We start from the raw sequence: 18,384 nt of genomic DNA on the forward strand, positions 1-18,384 counted from the left end.
AATTCTCCGAAAACCCGCCTAGACTGGAACCGTGACTTGCGAGCCCTTGGCCCACGGCGAGGACATCGCCCCGCACCTCCACGACTTCGGCCAGCTCAGGTACGCCGCTGCCGGCGCGCTGGTCACCACGACCACGGCCGGCACCTGGGTGGCCCCGGCGAACCGCATCACCTGGGTACCGCCGTTCCACGTGCACAGCAGCCGCGCGCACGGCACCACCGTCGTCCGGCTGCTCGGCGTTCCTGCCGCCCAGGCCGGGCGCCTGCCGGCCACGCCCGCGGTGTTCGTGGCCAGCGCGCTGCTGCGCGAGGCGTACCTGGCGATGCAGACCGAGCCGGCCGACAGCCCGCGCGCCCGGCTGCTGCTCGAGGTCGTCCTCACCGAGCTCGCCCGCGCAGAGCAGGAAGCCCTGCGCCTCCCGGAGCCGGGCGACGCCCGCCTCAAGGCCGTCACCGACCTGCTGCACGCCGATCCGGCGAGCCCGGCGACCCTGGCCGAGCTGGGGCACCGGACCGGATCGAGCGAACGCACCCTCAGCCGCCTGTTCGGCCGCGAACTCTCGATGAGCTTTCACCAGTGGCGCACGCTGCTGCGCGTCCAGCGGGCACTGCTCGAACTCTGCGCCGGCACCTCGGTCACCGACACGGCGACGCGCTTGGGCTGGGCGAACCCGAGCAGCTTCATCGATGCCTTCACCGAGCTCCTCGGCCAGACACCCGGCCGGTACCGCGCGAACGCAGCCGGCTAGCGGCGGCCGAGGCCGCGGATCAGGACCATTACCGCGTCCCGCACCTCGGCCCGGGTCCGCTGCGGCCCGAACACCTGCCAGTCCAGCGCCACCACCAGCATCGTGCCGAACAACCCGGCCGCCGCCGTCGGGATCTCCACGCCCTCCGGCAACCGGCCCGCCGCGTCCAGCCGCGACAACTGCTGCTTCACGATCGAGATGATCTCCTCGCGCAGCAGCGACAGCGTCCCGTGCCACTGGCCAGGCGTCCGCCACAGCTCGCTGACCAGGATCTGCGAGAACCCCGGATACTGCGCGATGAACTCCAGCGTCGTGTCGACCTGCGCCTCGATGACGTCCAGGGGATCGCCGTCGGACACCGCCGAGCGCAACCGGCCGGCCAGCATGTCCACGCCGTAGCGCAGCAGCGCGTCGACCAGGCCGTCCTTCGAGCCGAAGTTGTAGTACACCGTGCCCTTCGCGACGCCTGCCGCCGCCGCGATGTCGTCGACCGTCAGGCCCACCAGGCCCCGGCTCTTCGAGAGCTCCAGGGTGGCCTCGAAGAGCTTCTGCTTCGTCGCGCCGCTCACAGGCTCAGCTCGGGTTTGAGCGCGGACACCGTCCAAACGCGACGCTTGCGGGCCGCCAACGTGGACACCAGGATCCCGCCTGCCAGGTACGCCAGCAGCACGCCGATGTCGCCGAGCAGCCGCCCGGTCGAGGCGCCGCTGTAGAACAGGTGGCGGAAGCCGTCGATCGCGTACCCCATCGGCAGGACCACGTGCAGCGGGTACAGCGCGTCCGGGATCGTCTGCCACGGGAACGTGCCGCCCGCGCTCACCAGCTGCAGCACCAGCAGCACCAGGCCGAGGAACTTGCCGACCGCGCCGAAGAACGCGTTGAGCGCGTGCACCACCGAGGTGAACGTCAGTGACACGAGCACGGCGAACCCGATCGCCGCCAGCGGGTGCGCGATGTGGATGCCGACCAGCCACGTCACCGCGCCGAACAGGACGATCACCTGCGCGGCGCCCAGCAGCGCCGAGGACAGCCAGCCGCCGACCGCGACCCGGAACGGCGCCGCGCCCGCGGTCAGCGCGCGCGTCGAGAGCGGGCGCAGGATCAGGAACAGCACGAACGCGCCGATCCAGGTGGCCAGGGAGATGAAGAAGGGTGCGAGGCCGGCGCCGTACGTCCCCGCCGACGCCTCGCCGTTGGCGTTCACCGCCACCGGGTCCGCGATCGTGTTGGCCGTCGCCGCGCGGGTCGGGTCGTCGGGGTTCGGGATCTGCTTGAGCCCGGCCGCGAGCCCGTCGCGCAGCTTCACCGCGCCGTCGGCGAGCTGGTTCGTGCCGTTGACCGCCGTCTTCTCGCCGTCGCTGAGCTGGGAGGCCCCGTCGCGCAGCTGGTACGCGCCGTCGGACGCCTGGGCGATGCCGCTCGCCAGCTGCGGGGACGCCGCGGCGAGCTTGGCCGCGCCGTCGGACACCTGGCGGGCGCCGTCGGCCAGCTTCGCGAGGTCGCCGTTGGCCTGCTGGATCTTGCTGTTCGCCTGGTCGACGGGGGAGCGCAGCTGGTCGGCCTTGGCGACGATCGCCTGGACCTCGGTCTCCGGCACGCCGGCGCCGCGCAGGTCCGTCACCAGCTGGGTGCGGTAGCCGTCGAGCTTGCCCTGGATGTCGGACGACGCGGTCGCGGCGACCGAAGCGGCGTCGGCGACCTTCTGGTCACCGGCGGCCACCTGCGAGGCGCCGTTGGCGAGCTGCTGCGTCTGCGACGGCAGGGACGCGGTGGCGCTCTTGAGCGTGCCGAGGCCGGTCGCCAGCGTCGACGAGCCGTCCGCGAGCTTCGCCGCGCCGTCGGCCAGCTGCTGCTGCCCGGACTTGAGCTGCGTGGCGCCGTCGGCGAGCTGGGAAGCGCCGGTCGAGGCCTCCTGGATCTTGGCGTAGATCGTGGAGAAGCCGACCAGGAACCGGTCCGCGGCCTCGCTGCCGACCTTCTCCGCGATCGTCTTGCGCACCTGCTCGGCCACCTGCTTGGCGATCGTGCCGGACAGGTAGTTGTTGGCGTCGTTGGTGGTCAGCGTGATCGTGGCCTGCTGCGGCTGGAAGTTGCCGACCGACAGCAGCGCGGCGGAGAAGCCGCTCGGGATGCCGATCGCGAACGAGTACTTGTCGTCGCGGACGCCGTCGCGGGCCTCCTGCTCGGACACCTCGTGCCACTGGAAGGTGCCGGACTTGATCAGCTCGTCGGTCACCTCGCGGCCCACGTTGCGCTCGTGGCCGCCGGCGTCCTTCGCGCCGGTGTCGCTGGTGAAGACCGCGGCGGGCAGCTTGTCGAGCCGGCCGTACGGGTCGTAGTTCGCGTAGAGGTAGAAGGACGCGTAGAGCAGCGGCACCAGCACGAGCGCGACCAGTGCGAGCTTCGGCAGGCTGCCGGTGGAGAGGCGGCGCAGCTCGTTGCGCGCGATCCGGAAGGCGTTCATTCGGAGACTCCGTCGGTGCTCTCGGTGAGCTCTTCGGTGGGTTCGGGGACGGCGAGGGGAGCGGCGGGAGAAGGGGGAGCGCAGTGCTGCGGCGCCGGCTGCTCGGCCGCGCCGACCTCCGCCGGGGTGAAGGGGAGCGCGGACCGCGGGGTCGTCGCGGTCAGGACGACGACGGCGAGGCCGCGTTCGGCCTGCTCGCGCGCCAGCCCGGCCCAGCTGTCGACGTCGCTGGTGTGCCGGTCGGGGGTGTCGAGCACGAGCACGCGCACGCCCTTGCGCTCGGCGGCCAGCTCGGTGAGCAGCCGGGTGCGCAGGGCGGGGGCGAGGTTCTCGAAGCGCGTGCCGGCGAACGGCGCGGCGTCGTGGTCGGCGAGCCAGCGGGCCACGTCGTCCTTGCCCGCCGGGCGGTGGGCCAGCGCCAGCTCCTCGCCGGCGACCACGCGCAGGGGCAGCGCGTCGTCGGGCTCGCTGACGTTCGGGGCGTCGACGACCGCGACGAGCTCGGTCAGCGGAGCGTCGACGCCCTCGGCGTGCACCGTGCCGGTGGTCGGCTTCAGCCGCCCGGCCAGCGCGAGGCCGAACGCCGTGACGCCGACGCCGGGTTCGCCGTGCACTATCGCCAGGTCGCCCTCGCCGACCGTCAGTGAGGTGGGCGGTAACAAGGTGCCGTGGTGTCCTTCGAGGGACACCCGATCGGCTCGGACCTGCACGGTTTCTCCCGCTTCGCGAACTTTTGAACTGACCGGTCAGTTCAAAAACTAGTCCTGGCGGGGGTTGGCGGCAAGATCACCGGACGCACGTCACACTTGTGGGTGACTTACCGCAGCGCCGCCGCCGGGCGCACCTCCCAGGTCGTCCACAGTGGACGATAGCCCTGCCGGTGCCAGAACACCGAAGACAGCGGGTTGGTCGGGTTGTAGTACAGGTACGTGCGGGTCGCGCCACCGCGGTGCAGCTCGCGGTGCACGTGGGCCATCAGCGCCCGGCCGACGCCGCCGCCGCGCTCATCCGGCAGGGTGACGACGTTGTTCACATAACCCCAGCGTCCGGGCGGGAGCAGTTCGGCCGCCTCGCTGCCCGGCACCGCGTCCACCCACGCGCAGTGCGCGAGCGCGCGGGTTTCCCCGTCTTCTTCGGCCAGCCAGACGACCGGCTCGTCTTCGGCGAGGGCCTCCCGCAGGGCGGGTCCCAGCAGGCCGGCGGTGTTGGCCCGGCGGGTGGCCGCGACGAGCCCGGTGTAGTCGAACGTCGCCTCGGCCAGCCTCAGCGCGGTGTCGTAGTCGTCCGGGCCGGCGCGCCGAACCAGCACTCCCGGCGAGGCCTCCGGCGGGGGCGCGGTGCGCACGCCGAGTGCCGAGAGCGGGACGAGACCGTGGTCGAGGAAGGCGCGGATCGCTTCGGCGTCGCGGCTGGGCCAGACGACCGTGCACGCCGAGTCGTCGCCCGTCTCTTCCGCCTCCAGCCGGCCCTTCAGCGCGCGCAGGAGGACGTCCACGCCTTCGGTGCCGGTGTCGCCGAAGTACGGGAAGAGCTGCCAGGTGTCGGCGGCCGACCACAGCATCGGGACGTCGCCGGGCGCCAGCCGCTGCCGCTGCAGCACCCCGATGACCTGGGTGCCGTCCGAGGTCGCGGCGTGCAGCCGGTCGCCGTCGGCCGGCGGCGCGGCGGGCGGCAGCAGCGCGTCGAGGGCGGCGAAGCGTGCCCGGTGCGCCGCGAGCAGCGGCTCGGCGATGTCCATGGTTCCCCTCGGGTGTGCGATCAGGACCAGGCGGGGCGACGGAGCCACATGGTCCACAGTGGACGATAGCCCTGCCGGTGCCAGAACACCGGCGAAAGCGGGTTCGCCGGGTGGTAGAACAGGAACGTCCCGCGCACGTCGTGCACCAGCAGCTCCCGGTGCGCCACCGCCATCAGTGCCCGGCCGATCCCGCCGCCGCGGGCCGCGGGCGCGACCGACAGCGTGTCGACGTACCCCCAGCGGCCCGGGAGCAGCCGGCCGTGGACGGAGTTGCCCGGCGCGGCCGAGGCCAGCGCGCAGGAGGCCAGGCCGGCCGGGACGCCGCCGTCCTCCTCCGCGAGCCAGACCAGCCCGCTGAACCGCAGCGAGCGGACGACTTCGGCGCGCAGCAGCGCCCGCGCCCCCGGCCGCGGCACCGCGGTGCCGACGAGTGAGGTGTACCGCCATTCGGCCAGCCGCAGCCCGGTCAGCGCGTCGACGTCGCCGTCCCCGGCGCGGCGGACGGCGACCGGCGCCGCCCCGGACCCGCCGGGCGGATCGGGTGGCCGCACCGCCAGGCACGTCATCGGCGCGAACCCGTGCGCCAGGAGCACCGCGGACGCTTCGGCGTCGCGGCTCGGCCAGGTCAGCGAGCAGCCCGAGTCCGGGCCGGCCGGCATCCCGCGCAGCCGGTCGCGCCACGCGCCCAGCAGCGCCGCGAGACCCGCCGCGCCGCTGTCGCCCGGCACCGCGGTCAGGTCCCGCATGTCCGACGGGCCCCAGAGCGACGGCCAGGACCCCGGCGCGTGCACGACGTGCGTCAGCAGGCCGCCGGCCTTGCGCCCACCGACCGTCACCATCAGCGGCTCGTTCGACGGCGCCGGCGGGGCCGCGATCGGCGGGAGCAGCGGGTCGAGCGCGGCGAACCGCGCGTTCTGCTGTGCTTCGAGGGTGCTCACGTGCGGTGCGTGCGGAAGATCGCGGTACCCGGGAAGAGCTTGCCGCGCAGCGGGCTCCACTGGCCCCACACCCGCGTGTGCCCCGCCGGCCACTCGGGCTCGACCAGGTCGGTCAGGGTGAACCCGGCCCCGGCGAGCGCGCGCACGTAGTCGCCGAGGGTGTGGTGGTACTCGACGTAGGTGGCGGTGCCCTCGTCGTCGACCTCGACGTAGGGCGTGCGGTCGAAGTACGGCTGGGTGACGGTGAGCCCCTGCGGGCCCGGGTCGTCGGGGAAGATCCACCGCATCGGGTGGGTCACCGAGAACACCCACGGCGCGCCCGGCCGCAGCACCCGGTGCACCTCGGCGAAGACCGCGTCCACCGACGCCACGAACGGGATCGCGCCGAAGGCCGAGCAGGCCGCATCGAAGCTGCCCGGCGCCAGCGGCAGGTGCTCGGCGTTGGCCTGCACGAGCGGAACGGCCAGGCCGGTGCGCGCGTTGCCGTCGCGGGCGTGGCGCAGCATGCCGGCGGAGAGGTCGGTCGCCACGGCGTGGGCGCCTTCCGCGGCCAGCCAGCGCGCGCAGGCGGCCTGCCCGCAGCCGACCTCCAGCACGCGCTTGCCCCGGACGTCGCCGAGCAGCCGCGCCTCGGCCTCCCGGACACCCTCCGGGCACCAGACGAAGTCGGCGTCGCCGAGGAACCCGCCGTGTTCGGCCTGGTAGTCGTCGGCGTCGGCGTCCCACCAGGCGAGGTTGGCCGCTGCAGCTTCGGGCCCGCCGACCGCGCGGTAGGCGACCGCCGTGGTGCCCAGGTGGTGCTCCGCCGAGTCGTGGCGCCCGGGCGCGGCGGGCTCGTTCGGTGGCATGATGGTGTCTCCGGTCCCGGCCGCCGGCGCCTGCGTCACCCGCGTCCTCCAGCGTGCGATTTGCCTTCGCGAGGACCTTAGCGATCGCGGGGGACCCTGATTGTGCCGCCTAGCGACTGCCGCGTAGGATAAGTGTTAGCGCAGTGGGTTCGCGCTGCCTTCCGCTCAACTTCTGGTTGGGACTCGGGGTCGCGTACCGTTTGCGGGTCATGCCGCGGTCGTTCACTGGTGGACGTTGCTCGTGGGGTCGTCGCATGCCGTAGCAGCTCATCGCGCCGACAACTGCCAACCCTCGATCCCATCCACCGGAGCAACCCGCCTAATGACCACCGACACCGCCATCGCCCCGACCGCCCCGAACGCGGCCCCGCAGGTCGCCATCAACGACATCGGGTCGGAGGAAGACTTCCTCGCGGCTATCGACAAGACGATCAAATACTTCAACGATGGCGACATCGTCGAAGGCACGATCGTCAAGGTCGACCGCGACGAGGTCCTGCTCGACATCGGCTACAAGACCGAGGGTGTCATCCCCTCGCGTGAGCTCTCCATCAAGCACGATGTCGACCCGGCTGAGGTTGTCACCGTCGGCGATGAGGTCGAAGCCCTTGTCCTCCAGAAGGAGGACAAGGAGGGCCGTCTGATCCTGTCCAAGAAGCGCGCGCAGTACGAGCGCGCCTGGGGCACGATCGAGGAGCTCAAGGAGAAGGACGAGCCCGTCAAGGGCACCGTCATCGAGGTCGTCAAGGGCGGCCTCATCCTGGACATCGGCCTGCGCGGCTTCCTCCCCGCGTCCCTGGTCGAGATGCGCCGCGTCCGCGACCTGCAGCCGTACGTCGGCCGCGAGCTCGAGGCGAAGATCATCGAGCTGGACAAGAACCGCAACAACGTGGTCCTGTCCCGCCGCGCCTACCTCGAGCAGACCCAGTCCGAGGTGCGCAGCGAGTTCCTCAACGCGCTCGCCAAGGGCCAGGTCCGCAAGGGCGTCGTGTCGTCCATCGTCAACTTCGGTGCCTTCGTGGACCTGGGTGGCGTCGACGGCCTGGTGCACGTCTCCGAGCTGTCCTGGAAGCACATCGACCACCCGTCCGAGGTCGTCGAGGTCGGCCAGGAGGTCACGGTCGAGGTTCTGGACGTCGACATGGACCGCGAGCGCGTCTCGCTGTCGCTGAAGGCGACCCAGGAAGACCCGTGGCGCCAGTTCGCCCGCACCCACGCGATCGGCCAGATCGTGCCGGGCAAGGTCACCAAGCTGGTTCCGTTCGGTGCGTTCGTGCGCGTCGAAGAGGGCATCGAGGGTCTGGTCCACATCTCGGAGCTGGCCGAGCGCCACGTCGAGATCCCGGAGCAGGTCGTCCAGGTCAACGGCGACGTCATGGTCAAGGTCATCGACATCGACCTCGAGCGCCGTCGCATCTCGCTGTCGCTGAAGCAGGCGAACGAGGGTGTCACGCCGGACACCGAGTTCGACCCGACCCAGTACGGCATGGCCGCCGAGTACGACCCCGAGGGCAACTACATCTACCCCGAAGGCTTCGACCCGGACACCCAGGAGTGGCAGGAAGGCTTCGACAAGCAGCGTGAGGAGTGGGAGCGCCAGTACGCCGAGGCGCACACTCGTTACGAGGCCCACATGAAGCAGGTCGTGAAGGCTGTCGAGGCGGACGCGGAAGCGGCTGCCGACGCGGCGACCGGCATCGAGGGTGGCGCGGAAAGCTACACCTCGGGCTCGGCCCCGGCCGACTCGAAGAGCAGCGGTGGCACCCTCGCCTCCGACGAGCAGCTCGCGGCGCTCCGCGAGAAGCTCTCCGGCGGTGCGTGAGCACTAGCTCTCTGAGCTGAACGCGAAGAACCCCCGGTCCCGAGTGGGCCGGGGGTTCTTCGTTGTCCGGGGTCAGTGGTTGCGCAGGCCGAGGCCGGACATCATGGCGGTGACGCCGTCGCGGTACATCTCTTCGTTCGCCTCTTCGGTGGGCGGGATGAACCAGTCCGGCAACGGCCGCCGCGACGCCATCATCAGTTCCGCGCCCACCAGGCCGTGCATGGCCGTCCACAGCCGGTACGCCACCGACCGGGCGTCCGTCCCCGGCGGGCAGACCCGCTGCACCCGGGCGATGAACAGGGTGAACGTCGTCCGCAGCACCGCCGACCGCAGCGCCGGGTCCGGGTCGAACCGGGGCACCGGACGCTCGAACATCAGCGCGTAGCGGGTCGGGCTCTCGCGGGCGAAGCGCCGGTACTCCAACGCGAGGTGCAGCAGGTCCGCGACGCCGTCCTGGCTCGACGGCGGCAGCCCCTCCAGCAGGTCCCGCAGCGAGTCGAAGGTGCGCTCGTACAGGGCGTCGAGCAGGCCCTCGCGGCCGCCGAAGCGGGCGTAGACCGAGAGCGTCGACGCGCCGGCCGCTTCGGCCACGCCGCGGACGGTCAGGCCGGGGACCCCGCGGTCCACGAGCACCGACAGCGCGGCGTCGAGGTAGCGCTCACGGCCGCCCTGATCGGCCGGGCGCATCGGCAGATGCCTGGTAGCCACGGGCGCACCCCCTTTGCGGCAGCCGGGCGCAGGGCGGCGTCCGGGTGACCCACTCGCAGCAGAAGATACGATATCCGCCGCGTCTTGGGAATGCGCCGGATGTCCGGATCAGCGGCGTCCCGCCCCGTGGGCGCCCACCCGAGAGGACTTCAGGCGGATGGACCACCCCGAGCCCGGCACCGTCGTCGTCACCGCGAGTGGCGACGGCACCTACACCCAGCAGGTCGCCACGGCGAGCCACACGCTGCTCGTCGACGAACCGGTCGCGGTCGGAGGTGCCGACGCCGGCCCGAACCCGTACGAGCTGCTGCTCGCGTCGCTGGGCTCGTGCACGGCGATCACGCTGCGGATGTACGCCGACCGCAAGGGCATCCCGCTGACCCGGGCGACCGTCCGGCTGCGGCACGACCGCATCCACGCCGAGGACTGCGCGCGGTGCGAAACCGAGCGCGGCCTGCTCAGCCGGATCACCCGCGAGATCGAGCTCGAAGGCGACCTCGACGACGAGCAGCGCGCCAAGCTCATGCTGATCGCCGACAAGTGCCCGGTGCACCGCACGCTGTCGTCGGAAATCGCGATCGAGACGCGCGAAACCGGTCGCTGACTTCCGGCTTTCCGGGTGGTGAGGCCCCCGGCCCGAGGCGAAGCCTCGGTTGTCACTGACTGCTTTTCGGGGGTCCGGGTGGCGAAGCCCCCGGCCCGAGGCGAAGCCTCGGTTGTCACAGCTCAGGCGGCGCGCATGGTCACCGTGGCCCGGCCGACCGACGGCACCCAGATGCGCTCGAGGGCGGCCGCGCGGGCCCTGCGGCGGAGGCCGGCGAAGCTGTGCTTGGCCGGGACCAGCAGCATGCTCAGCCAGGCCCGCCGGTAGTCCGCCAGTGCCTCGCCCACCGAGCGATGGACCACACAGTGCACCAGCCCCGGCGTGCCGAGCCGGTGCCTCCCGGCGTGCTTGCTGTCCGCCATCGTTCCTCCGCGTGGACGACGCTGTCGCGCGCACCGTACGCACTGCGGCGGTTCGCGGTGGCCAAGCAACACGGCGTGTCCGGATATCGGTTGAGTCACGCGTCACGCTCGGCTGAGTGTCACGACATTTTCCCACCTGTCACACAAATGGCGCAGATCCGACCGGACGAGTCCGCCGAGGGTGGGTCCGCCCCGTGACTAGGGTGATCGGCATGGTGCGTGTGGGGTTGACGGGTGGGATCGGGGCCGGGAAGTCGACCGTGGCGAACCGGCTCGCCGAACACGGGGCGGTGCTGGTCGACTCCGACCGGATCGCCCGCGAGGTGGTCGAGCCGGGCACCGAAGGGCTCGCCCGGCTGGTGGCGGAGTTCGGTGCCGGCATCCTGGCCGCGGACGGCTCGCTCGACCGGCCGGTGCTCGCCGCGAAGGCGTTCGCCGACGACGAGTCGCGGCACCGGCTGAACGCGATCGTGCACCCCCTGATCGGCGCCCGCACCGGGGAACTGATGGCGGCCGCGAAGCCGGACGCGATCATCGTCCACGACATCCCGCTGCTGGTCGAGAACGGTCTCGCGACGGCCTATCACCTGGTCGTGGTCGTCGACGCGCCGGTCGAGGTGCGGGTGCGGCGGCTGGTGTCGGCGCGCGGGATGGCCGAAGAGGACGCGCGGGCGCGGATCCGGGCGCAGGCGAGCACCGAGCAGCGCCGCGCCGTCGCGGACGTCTGGCTGGACAACGGCGGCGCCGAAGACACCGTGCTCGCCGAGGTCGACGCGCTGTGGGCGGACCGGCTGGTGCCGTTCGAGGCCAACGTCCGGCTGCGCCGGCCGCGGCCCCCGATGTCGCCGAAGATAGCGGAATACGACCTCACCTGGCCGGCCCAGGCCGAGCGGGTCCTGGCCCGGGTCCGCGCCGCGGCGGGGCAGCTGGCCCGCCGCGCCGACCACATCGGGTCGACGGCCGTGCCCGGCCTGCCCGCCAAGGACGTCCTCGACCTGCAGCTCACGGTGTCCACTTTGGACGACGCGGACACGCTGGGCGGGCTGCTGGCCGACGCCGGCTTCCCCCGGCTCGACGGCGACTGGTGCGACGACGCCCAGGACGGCGCCGGGACGTGGCCCAAGCGCCTGCACATCGGCGCCGACCCGAAGCGGCCGGTGAACCTGCACGTCCGCTCGCTGGAGACGCCGGCGTGGCGGCTCGCGCTGCTCTTCCGCGACTTCCTGCGCGCGAACCCGGACGAGCGCGACGACTACCGCGACGTCAAGCTCCGGCTGGCCGAGGCGCACGCCGCCGACGGCACGGTCGAGGCCTACGCCGACGAGAAGCAGGAGTGGGTCAACGGCGTGTTCGCCCGCGCGGAGAAGTGGGCGGCCGCCACCCGCTGGACGCCCTAAGCGCGCATTTCCTTGAGCTGCGGCCAGATCTCGGCCCAGCTCCCGGTCCGGCCGGTGAGCAGCCAGACGGGCATGGTGTCGCTCGCGTTGCGGATCCCGAGCCGGTTCCCGACCTGGCCGGCGATCCTCGCGGCGCCGAAGTGCTTCGCGATCTTCGACGGGTCGTAGCCGACGAAGAGCACGTTGCGGGTGTCTTCGGCCGGACGGCCGAAGTACCAGAAGCCCCGGCTGGCGCTGGAAGCTGCGGGCAGGCCGTGGTCGGGCCCGTACCGGTCGAGCGCGCCCGCACCCTACGTGCGGGTCCGGCGCCGCCGGGGTCAGGGGTGACGCCGCCAGGTCAGCGCGATGTCGAGGGTGGCCAGCCAGGCGGCGAGGTCGTAGCCGTGCGCGGCCAGCCCCTCGACGGCGGCGTAGGTGGTCTTCAGCGCGTACTCGGCGTCTTCGGCGGTGAGCAGGCCCGCTTCGAGGGCCTCCAGGAGCTCGTCGGTGTCGATCACCCGGAGGGAAAGCTTGTCCTTGAGGACGATGTCGACGTAGAGGTCGGTGGCGACCCAGCGCGGGCCGTCCCGGTGGACGCGGACGACGTCGAGGTAGAAGTCCTGGTCGCGCTCGTGGCCGGGGGAGAACCAGAAGTCGGTGAAGCGCAGGCCCAGCCCGGGCACCAGCCACGACTCGAGGTAGTGGAACTGGGCGCGGCCCGGGGTCGGGCGGGCGAGGTACAGGCCGAACGGTTCTTCGCGGAACTCCTCGACCTCCCGCAGGATGCCCTTCGGGTCGATGTTCGCGCGCGCGGCGGGGTCGAAGACCTCGACCTTCGGGGGGTGCAGTGCGGCCATGCGGTCATCCTGCCGGGCCGGTCACGAAACGCGTACTCGGGCCGCGGGCATCACGCGTTCGGGCTAAAGTGCGCCGAGAAGTGGGGGAATCGAGGGGGAACCGGGGATGTTCGGGATCATCAGGCCGTGCCGCCATCGCCTGGCCGAAGGCCTGCACGCGGACTGGCTGGCCCACCTGTGCGGCCTCTGTCTGACGCTGCGTGACGAACACGGCCAGTTCGCCCGGGTGGTCACCAACTACGACGGGCTGATCATCTCGGTGCTGGTCGAGGCCCAGACGCCGCGCGCGGACGGCCGGCGCGAAGCAGGGCCGTGCCCGCTGCGGGGGATGCGGACGGCCTCGGTGGCCCGCGGCGAGGGCGCCCAGCTGGCGGCGGCGGTGTCCCTGGTGCTGGCGGCGGCCAAGGTCGGCGACCACGTCGAGGACGGCGACGGCGCGTTCGGCAGGCGCCCGGTAGCGGCGGCCGCCCGCCGGGTCGCGGCCCGCTGGACCGCCCAGGGCAGCCGCACGGGTGGCCGGGTCGGCTTCGACACGACGGTGCTGACGGAGGCGGTCGAGGGACAGAGCTCGCTGGAGTCGGCGATCCGGCCGGGCGACTCGCCGCTGCTGGCGACGGAACCGGCCGAGAGAGCCACGGCGGCGGCGTTCGCGCGGACCGCGGAGCTGGCGGGCAAGCCGGGCAACGCGGCGCCGCTGGCGGAGGCGGGCCGGTTGTTCGGACGGGTGGCGCACCTGCTGGACGCGGTCGAGGACTATGCGGCCGACGAGGCAGCGGGCGGGTGGAACCCGTTGCGGGCCACCGGAACGAGCCCGGAGGAAGCCCGGCGGCTGTGCGACGACGCGGCGTTGGGGGTGGAGCTGGCGTTGCGCGAGGCGGAGTTCGCCGAGCCGGCGCTGGTGCACGCGTTGCTGGTGCACGAGCTGCGCCAAGCGGTGCGGCGGGCCTTCGGCCACGGTTACTCCCACGGCCACGAGCACAGCTCGCGGCCGGGCGGCCGGGCCGGTCAGCAGCCGCCGCCCGGGTGGATCGGGCCGGGGCCCACTCCGCAGCAGCATCCCCACCAGCAGCCCCCGGGCTGGATCGGGCCGGCGCCTCAGCAGCACCCGCATCAGGTCCCGTCCGGCTGGGGCTCGCCGCCACCGGGTCCGGTCCCGCCGCCGGGTGCGCCCGGCGGGCGTGGCCCCGGCGGGCGTGGCCCCGGCGGTCCGGGCGGCCGTGGACCCGGTGGCCCAGGCGGACCCGGTGGGCCGGGTGGTCCCGGCGGCCCAGATGATCCCGGTGGGCCAGGCGGCCCCAAGGACCCCAAGGACCCCGGCAAGCGCCGCAAGCCCGAGTTCTACGACGGCAAGGGCGGCGGCCTCTGGTACCCGAAATTCGCCGTCCCGCCGAAGAAGCGCAACGCCTTCCTCGGCTGCGCCCTCATCCCCTACATGTGCTGCACCTGCCAGTTCTGCTGCCGCGATCCCTATCCTGGGCCCTTCAGCGGCAAACCGATCGAGGCCTGGGGCTGCGATTGCGACTGCTGTGACTGCTGTTCCTGCTGTGACTGCGGCTGCTGAGGAGCACACCATGACCGACCCGATGGCCCACCTCCACGACCGCGGCCGCGAGAACTTCGCCGGGCTCGTCGAAGGCGGAAAGGATCGCCTCGACGCGCTCTTCGCCACCGTCCCGGCGCTCGGCGAGCTGGCCGTCGGCACGGTCTACGGCCACCTGCACGAACGCCCGGCCCTCGATGCCCGCACCCGCGAAGCCACCACGCTCGCCGCGATCGTCGCCGCCGGGATGGTCGGGCCGCCGCTGAGCGTCCACCTCCGCACCGGCCTGGCCGCCGGGCTGTCGCCGGCCGAGGTCTGCGAAGTGGTCGTCCAGACCGCGGCCTTCGCGGGCTTTCCGCGCGCGGTTTCCGCCGCCGACCAGCTGAACCGTCTCTTCGAAGGCCACGGCCTGCCGATCCCGCCGCCGCCTTCCCCGCGCGAAGTCGTCCTCGGGCACCTCGCGGCGGCGGAAGGCGAGGTCGCCGAGGTGCTGACGGAGTTCCCGCGCACCGAGGTCCAGGCGACCGGTCCCGACCGGGTGCTGGTCTCGTGCTTCGGGGACGACCCCGTCCCCGGCGCCGTCCTGCACTGCGCCGTCGACGGCGGCGGGGACGGCGGCGTCACGTCGATCACGGTGTTCCGGGCCCGCTGACCAGGCCCGACGGAAATTGTCGGTGCCCCGGCCTACTCTAGTCCACGTGGCTTTCGCAACCGAACACCCCGTACTCGCCCAGTCCGACTTCCGGCCCGTCTCGGAGATCCCGCGGACCGGCGGCCGGTTCGAGGTGGTCAGTGACTACCAGCCCGCCGGTGACCAGCCGGCGGCCATCGACGAGCTCGAACGCCGGGTCAAGGCGGGCGAGAAGGACATCGTGCTCCTCGGCGCCACCGGCACCGGCAAGTCGGCGACGACGGCGTGGCTGATCGAGCGCGTCCAGCGGCCGACGCTGGTGATGGCGCCCAACAAGACCCTGGCCGCGCAGCTGGCGAACGAGCTGCGCGAGCTCTTCCCGAACAACGCGGTCGAGTACTTCGTCAGCTACTACGACTACTACCAGCCCGAGGCGTACATCGCGCAGACGGACACCTACATCGAGAAGGACTCGTCGATCAACGACGACGTCGAGCGGCTGCGGCACTCGGCGACGATGAACCTGCTGTCACGCCGGGACGTCATCGTGGTCGCCAGTGTCTCCTGCATCTACGGCCTGGGCACGCCGCAGTCGTACCTGGACCGGTCCTCGAAGCTCGCCGTCGGCATGCAGCTCGATCGGGACGTGTTCCTTCGCGCGCTGGTCGACGTCCAGTACACGCGCAACGACATCGCTTTCGCGCGCGGCACGTTCCGCGCGCGGGGTGACACGGTCGAGATCATCCCGGCGTACGAGGAGCTCGCGATCCGCGTCGAGTTCTTCGGCGACGAGGTCGAGAAGCTGTACTACCTGCACCCGCTGACCGGGGACATCGTCAAGGAGGTCGACGAGGTCCGGATCTTCCCGGCGACGCACTACGTCGCCGGCCCGGAGCGGATGGAAAAGGCGATCCAGGGCATCGAGAAGGAGCTCGAAGACAGGCTGGCCGAGCTCGAGCGCCAGGGCAAGCTGCTGGAGGCGCAGCGGCTGCGGATGCGCACGGCCTACGACATCGAGATGATGCGCCAGGTCGGGTTCTGCTCCGGCATCGAGAACTACTCGCGCCACATCGACGGCCGCGGGGCGGGCACGGCGCCGGCCACGCTGATCGACTACTTCCCGGACGACTTCCTGCTGGTGATCGACGAGTCGCACCAGACCGTGCCGCAGATCGGCGGCATGTACGAAGGCGACATGTCCCGGAAGCGGAACCTGGTCGAGTACGGCTTCCGCTTGCCGAGCGCGGTCGACAACCGGCCGCTGACCTGGGAGGAGTTCTCCGACCGGATCGGCCAGACGGTGTACCTGTCGGCGACACCGGGGCCGTACGAGATGGGCCAGGCCGGCGGCGAGTTCGTCGAGCAGGTCATCCGGCCGACCGGCCTGGTCGACCCGAAGGTGGTCGTGAAGCCGACCGAGGGCCAGATCGACGACCTGGTGCACGAGATCCGCGAGCGGGCCGACAAGGACGAGCGCGTCCTGGTCACCACGCTGACGAAGAAGATGTCCGAGGACCTCACGGACTACCTCCTGGAGCTGGGCATCCGAGTGCGGTACCTGCACTCGGAGGTCGACACGCTGCGCCGGGTCGAGCTGCTGCGGCAGCTGCGGGCGGGCGACTTCGACGTGCTGGTCGGCATCAACCTGCTGCGCGAAGGTCTCGACCTGCCGGAGGTGTCGCTGGTGGCGATCCTCGACGCGGACAAGGAAGGCTTCCTCCGCAGCGGGACATCGCTGATCCAGACGATCGGCCGCGCGGCGCGAAACGTGTCGGGCGAGGTCCACATGTACGCGGACAAGATCACCGACTCGATGCGGCACGCGATCGACGAGACGGATCGCCGCCGCGAGAAGCAGGTGGCTTACAACGAGGAGCGCGGCGTCGACCCGCAACCGCTGCGGAAGAAGATCGCGGACATCCTCGACCGGGTGTACAGCGAGGCCGAGGACACGGAGCAGGTCTCGGTGGGTGGCTCGGGCCGCAATTCCTCGCGCGGCAAGAAGCCCGAGCAGGGCGACCGGGTGCGCAGCTCGGGGATGCTGGTCGACAAGAACGTCTCGGCGATGCCGCGGGCCCAGCTGGCGGACCTGATCCAGCAGATGACCGACCAGATGATGCAGGCGGCGCGGGATCTCCAGTTCGAGCTGGCGGCTCGGCTGCGAGATGAGATCTCGGACCTGAAGAAGGAGCTCAGGGGCATGGACGCGGCCGGGATCAAATAGCGGTCCGGCCGGGGGGAGAGAAAATGGACGTGTTACACCATCGTCGGTACCATTACACCATGGCGATGAACATCAAGGATCCGGAAACCGAGCGCCTGGCGGCCGAGGTGGCCGAACTGACCGGCGACACCAAGACGGGTGCTGTGCGCACTGCACTGCGCGAGCTGAGGGCAAAGCTGGTCGCCGACCGGGAAACGCCCGAGGAACGGTTGGAACGGCTGCATCGCTTCCTGGAGGAAGAGGTCTGGTCCCAGCTGCCGGCGGACCAGCTGGGAGTACCGATCACCAAAGAAGAGCAGGAAGAGATCCTCGGCTTCGGACCGGAGGGCGTGTGATCATCGATTCGTCAGCCATCATCGCGATGATCAACCACGAGCCGGAAACCATGGCACTGGAGCGGGCGCTGGTCACGGATCTGGAGCCCAAGATCGGCGCACCGACCAAGGCGGAGGCGGGGATCGTCCTGCAGTCCAAGTTCGGGATGCGGGGCCGGAGCCTGTTCGAACGGTTCCTGCAGGAGTGGGGAGTGGTCACTCTTCCGTTCGACGATCGCCATGCCGAAGTCGCCATCGAGGCGTTCCAGCGGTTCGGGAAGGGCAGGCACTCGGCGAAGCTCAACCTGGGCGATTGCCACAGCTACGCCACGGCCAAGCTCGCGCGGGAACCGTTGCTGTGCATCGGGAACGACTTCCCGCAGACCGACCTCGAACTGGTGAAGCTCGAGTCGTGAATCTCGAAGCCGTCGTCGCCTACTGCCTCGCCAAGCCGGGCGCCGAGGAGACCTACCCCTTCGGCGACCACGTCCTCGTCGCCAAGGTCGGTGGCAAAGGCTTCGCCTTCATCGGCCAGGAGCCGCCGGGCAGTGTTGCCGTCAAGTGCGGCGCCACCCGAGACGAGGCCGCCGAACTTCGCGTCCGTTACCCGGGCGCCGTCAGCGTCATGGACTACCTCGGCCGCTATGGTTGGAACCGGGTCGAGCTCGCGGCCGGGGTGCCGGACGCCGAGCTCGAAGAACTCGTCGATGCTTCCTACGACCGGGTGGTCCGGCGGTTGCCCAAGGCGAAGCGGCCCTGAAGTCACTCCGGGGCGGGGGCGTTCTCGTCCGGCTGCAGCATGCCGAAGACGTTGCCCTCGGTGTCCTTGCAGTACGCCAGCCAGCCCACGCCCGGGACCGGGTTCTTCGGCAGGGCCAGCGTTCCGCCCGCCCGGTTGACGTCGTTCAGCGCCTCGTCCAGGTCCGCCACGTCGATCGTGTTGACGAAGCCGTGGATCGGGGCCGATGCCTCGGGTGCCGGACCTTGGCGGGGGAGGAGGCCGCCGTCGATTCCGTCTCCTTCACCCGTGGTGATCACCCAATACGGGACCTCACCCCAGCGCTCGAACTTCCAGCCGAACACCGCCGTGTAGAACTCCACCGCGCGTTCGGGGTCACCTGCGTGGATCTCGAAGTGGACGGGACGAGGCATGCGCGCTCCTCAGGCCGGGCCGTCAGGGTGTGGTGAGAGTACGCCCGGCCTGAGAAAA

21 protein-coding genes are annotated in these 18,384 nt (G+C 71.5%); 10 read left to right on the forward strand and 11 right to left on the reverse strand.

The features are described from left to right. Nucleotides 1-31: 31 nt before the first annotated feature. On the forward strand, nucleotides 32-748 hold the full coding sequence (locus tag ACLJQF_RS16330) for an AraC family transcriptional regulator (RefSeq protein WP_410609531.1): 717 nt from the start codon (nucleotides 32-34) through the stop codon (nucleotides 746-748). On the opposite strand, the gene ACLJQF_RS16335 is transcribed toward ACLJQF_RS16330, so the two are convergent. From ACLJQF_RS16335 to ACLJQF_RS16360, 6 genes are all read right to left on the reverse strand, one after another. Continuing rightward, nucleotides 745-1,317: a TetR/AcrR family transcriptional regulator gene (locus ACLJQF_RS16335; protein ID WP_410609532.1), complete on the reverse strand. Its 573-nt coding sequence runs from the start codon at nucleotides 1,315-1,317 to the stop codon at nucleotides 745-747. The genes ACLJQF_RS16330 and ACLJQF_RS16335 overlap by 4 nt on opposite strands. Continuing rightward, nucleotides 1,314-3,212: a YhgE/Pip family protein gene (locus ACLJQF_RS16340; RefSeq protein WP_410609533.1), complete on the reverse strand. Its 1,899-nt coding sequence runs from the start codon at nucleotides 3,210-3,212 to the stop codon at nucleotides 1,314-1,316. The genes ACLJQF_RS16335 and ACLJQF_RS16340 overlap by 4 nt, the downstream gene beginning before the upstream one ends. Beyond that, nucleotides 3,209-3,922, reverse strand: coding sequence for an ABC transporter ATP-binding protein (locus tag ACLJQF_RS16345; RefSeq protein ID WP_410609535.1), 714 nt, complete (start codon nucleotides 3,920-3,922; stop codon nucleotides 3,209-3,211). Before ACLJQF_RS16345 ends, ACLJQF_RS16340 begins: the two co-directional genes overlap by 4 nt. A gap of 107 nt (nucleotides 3,923-4,029) precedes the next feature. Continuing rightward, nucleotides 4,030-4,950: a GNAT family N-acetyltransferase gene (locus tag ACLJQF_RS16350; RefSeq protein WP_410609537.1), complete on the reverse strand. Its 921-nt coding sequence runs from the start codon at nucleotides 4,948-4,950 to the stop codon at nucleotides 4,030-4,032. Between the two features lie 20 nt (nucleotides 4,951-4,970). After that, the gene (locus ACLJQF_RS16355) at nucleotides 4,971-5,888 is read right to left on the reverse strand and encodes a GNAT family N-acetyltransferase (RefSeq protein ID WP_410609538.1); all 918 of its coding nucleotides are present in this window, start codon (nucleotides 5,886-5,888) and stop codon (nucleotides 4,971-4,973) included. Continuing rightward, nucleotides 5,885-6,736, reverse strand: coding sequence for a class I SAM-dependent methyltransferase (locus tag ACLJQF_RS16360; RefSeq protein ID WP_410609689.1), 852 nt, complete (start codon nucleotides 6,734-6,736; stop codon nucleotides 5,885-5,887). Before ACLJQF_RS16360 ends, ACLJQF_RS16355 begins: the two co-directional genes overlap by 4 nt. A gap of 322 nt (nucleotides 6,737-7,058) precedes the next feature. Here ACLJQF_RS16360 and rpsA point away from each other — a divergent pair, with 322 nt between their 5' ends. After that, nucleotides 7,059-8,558, forward strand: coding sequence for a 30S ribosomal protein S1 (rpsA, locus tag ACLJQF_RS16365; protein ID WP_410609539.1), 1,500 nt, complete (start codon nucleotides 7,059-7,061; stop codon nucleotides 8,556-8,558). 72 nt (nucleotides 8,559-8,630) lie between these two features. Here the strand turns inward: rpsA and ACLJQF_RS16370 are convergent, their stop codons facing one another. Continuing rightward, nucleotides 8,631-9,245, reverse strand: a complete 615-nt coding sequence (locus ACLJQF_RS16370; RefSeq protein ID WP_410609691.1) for a TetR/AcrR family transcriptional regulator — start codon at nucleotides 9,243-9,245, stop codon at nucleotides 8,631-8,633. A gap of 178 nt (nucleotides 9,246-9,423) precedes the next feature. Here ACLJQF_RS16370 and ACLJQF_RS16375 point away from each other — a divergent pair, with 178 nt between their 5' ends. After that, a complete protein-coding gene (locus tag ACLJQF_RS16375; RefSeq protein WP_410609540.1) occupies nucleotides 9,424-9,870 on the forward strand; it encodes an OsmC family protein in 447 nt (148 codons plus the stop codon). 122 nt (nucleotides 9,871-9,992) lie between these two features. Here ACLJQF_RS16375 and ACLJQF_RS16380 read toward each other — a convergent pair whose 3' ends face one another. After that, nucleotides 9,993-10,232, reverse strand: coding sequence for a hypothetical protein (locus tag ACLJQF_RS16380; protein WP_410609542.1), 240 nt, complete (start codon nucleotides 10,230-10,232; stop codon nucleotides 9,993-9,995). Nucleotides 10,233-10,444: 212 nt separating this feature from the next. On the opposite strand from ACLJQF_RS16380, the gene coaE reads away from it, so the two are divergent. Then, entirely contained in the window at nucleotides 10,445-11,629 is a 1,185-nt protein-coding gene (coaE, locus tag ACLJQF_RS16385) for a dephospho-CoA kinase (RefSeq protein WP_410609544.1), read from the forward strand. On the opposite strand, the gene ACLJQF_RS16390 is transcribed toward coaE, so the two are convergent. Then, nucleotides 11,626-11,811 carry a hypothetical protein gene (locus tag ACLJQF_RS16390; RefSeq protein ID WP_410609545.1) on the reverse strand — a complete coding sequence of 62 codons (186 nt, stop codon included), beginning with the start codon at nucleotides 11,809-11,811 and terminating at the stop codon, nucleotides 11,626-11,628. The two genes, coaE and ACLJQF_RS16390, sit on opposite strands and share 4 nt — an antisense overlap. Before the next feature lie 135 nt (nucleotides 11,812-11,946). Further along, nucleotides 11,947-12,465, reverse strand: a complete 519-nt coding sequence (locus tag ACLJQF_RS16395) for a DUF402 domain-containing protein (protein WP_410609547.1) — start codon at nucleotides 12,463-12,465, stop codon at nucleotides 11,947-11,949. Between the two features lie 106 nt (nucleotides 12,466-12,571). Between ACLJQF_RS16395 and ACLJQF_RS16400 the strand changes: the two genes are divergently transcribed. The 6 genes from ACLJQF_RS16400 to ACLJQF_RS16425 are packed head-to-tail and all read left to right on the forward strand — an operon-like array spanning nucleotide 12,572 to nucleotide 17,934. Beyond that, the gene (locus tag ACLJQF_RS16400; RefSeq protein ID WP_410609549.1) at nucleotides 12,572-14,026 is read left to right on the forward strand and encodes a DUF5685 family protein; all 1,455 of its coding nucleotides are present in this window, start codon (nucleotides 12,572-12,574) and stop codon (nucleotides 14,024-14,026) included. A gap of 10 nt (nucleotides 14,027-14,036) precedes the next feature. Then, nucleotides 14,037-14,657: a carboxymuconolactone decarboxylase family protein gene (locus ACLJQF_RS16405; RefSeq protein WP_410609550.1), complete on the forward strand. Its 621-nt coding sequence runs from the start codon at nucleotides 14,037-14,039 to the stop codon at nucleotides 14,655-14,657. Nucleotides 14,658-14,703: 46 nt separating this feature from the next. Then, entirely contained in the window at nucleotides 14,704-16,860 is a 2,157-nt protein-coding gene (gene uvrB, locus ACLJQF_RS16410) for an excinuclease ABC subunit UvrB (protein WP_410609552.1), read from the forward strand. A gap of 59 nt (nucleotides 16,861-16,919) precedes the next feature. Further along, a complete protein-coding gene (locus ACLJQF_RS16415) occupies nucleotides 16,920-17,195 on the forward strand; it encodes a type II toxin-antitoxin system VapB family antitoxin (protein ID WP_410609554.1) in 276 nt (91 codons plus the stop codon). Beyond that, complete coding sequence (locus ACLJQF_RS16420) at nucleotides 17,192-17,590, forward strand: type II toxin-antitoxin system VapC family toxin (RefSeq protein WP_410609556.1); 399 nt, start codon at nucleotides 17,192-17,194, stop codon at nucleotides 17,588-17,590. The genes ACLJQF_RS16415 and ACLJQF_RS16420 overlap by 4 nt, the downstream gene beginning before the upstream one ends. Next, complete coding sequence (locus ACLJQF_RS16425; RefSeq protein ID WP_410609557.1) at nucleotides 17,587-17,934, forward strand: MmcQ/YjbR family DNA-binding protein; 348 nt, start codon at nucleotides 17,587-17,589, stop codon at nucleotides 17,932-17,934. Before ACLJQF_RS16420 ends, ACLJQF_RS16425 begins: the two co-directional genes overlap by 4 nt. A 2-nt stretch (nucleotides 17,935-17,936) precedes the next feature. On the opposite strand, the gene ACLJQF_RS16430 is transcribed toward ACLJQF_RS16425, so the two are convergent. After that, entirely contained in the window at nucleotides 17,937-18,326 is a 390-nt protein-coding gene (locus tag ACLJQF_RS16430; protein ID WP_410609559.1) for a VOC family protein, read from the reverse strand. Between the last annotated feature and the right edge of the window lie 58 nt (nucleotides 18,327-18,384).

Origin of the sequence: Amycolatopsis sp. lyj-109, from assembly GCF_046548995.1 — a bacterium.
GTDB lineage: Bacteria > Actinomycetota > Actinomycetes > Mycobacteriales > Pseudonocardiaceae > Amycolatopsis.

Bases quoted from the DNA above. Each gene is read 5' to 3' on its own strand.
- ACLJQF_RS16340 (WP_410609533.1), bottom strand. From the start codon at position 3,212: ATGAACGCCTTCCGGATCGCGCGCAACGAGCTGCGCCGCCTCTCCACC.
- ACLJQF_RS16350 (WP_410609537.1), bottom strand. From the start codon at position 4,950: ATGGACATCGCCGAGCCGCTGCTCGCGGCGCACCGGGCACGCTTCGCC.
- ACLJQF_RS16360 (WP_410609689.1), bottom strand. From the start codon at position 6,736: ATGCCACCGAACGAGCCCGCCGCGCCCGGGCGCCACGACTCGGCGGAG.
- rpsA (WP_410609539.1), top strand. From the start codon at position 7,059: ATGACCACCGACACCGCCATCGCCCCGACCGCCCCGAACGCGGCCCCG.
- ACLJQF_RS16370 (WP_410609691.1), bottom strand. From the start codon at position 9,245: ATGCGCCCGGCCGATCAGGGCGGCCGTGAGCGCTACCTCGACGCCGCG.
- ACLJQF_RS16375 (WP_410609540.1), top strand. From the start codon at position 9,424: ATGGACCACCCCGAGCCCGGCACCGTCGTCGTCACCGCGAGTGGCGAC.
- ACLJQF_RS16380 (WP_410609542.1), bottom strand. From the start codon at position 10,232: ATGGCGGACAGCAAGCACGCCGGGAGGCACCGGCTCGGCACGCCGGGG.
- coaE (WP_410609544.1), top strand. From the start codon at position 10,445: ATGGTGCGTGTGGGGTTGACGGGTGGGATCGGGGCCGGGAAGTCGACC.
- ACLJQF_RS16395 (WP_410609547.1), bottom strand. From the start codon at position 12,465: ATGGCCGCACTGCACCCCCCGAAGGTCGAGGTCTTCGACCCCGCCGCG.
- ACLJQF_RS16400 (WP_410609549.1), top strand. From the start codon at position 12,572: ATGTTCGGGATCATCAGGCCGTGCCGCCATCGCCTGGCCGAAGGCCTG.
- ACLJQF_RS16405 (WP_410609550.1), top strand. From the start codon at position 14,037: ATGACCGACCCGATGGCCCACCTCCACGACCGCGGCCGCGAGAACTTC.
- ACLJQF_RS16415 (WP_410609554.1), top strand. From the start codon at position 16,920: ATGGCGATGAACATCAAGGATCCGGAAACCGAGCGCCTGGCGGCCGAG.
- ACLJQF_RS16430 (WP_410609559.1), bottom strand. From the start codon at position 18,326: ATGCCTCGTCCCGTCCACTTCGAGATCCACGCAGGTGACCCCGAACGC.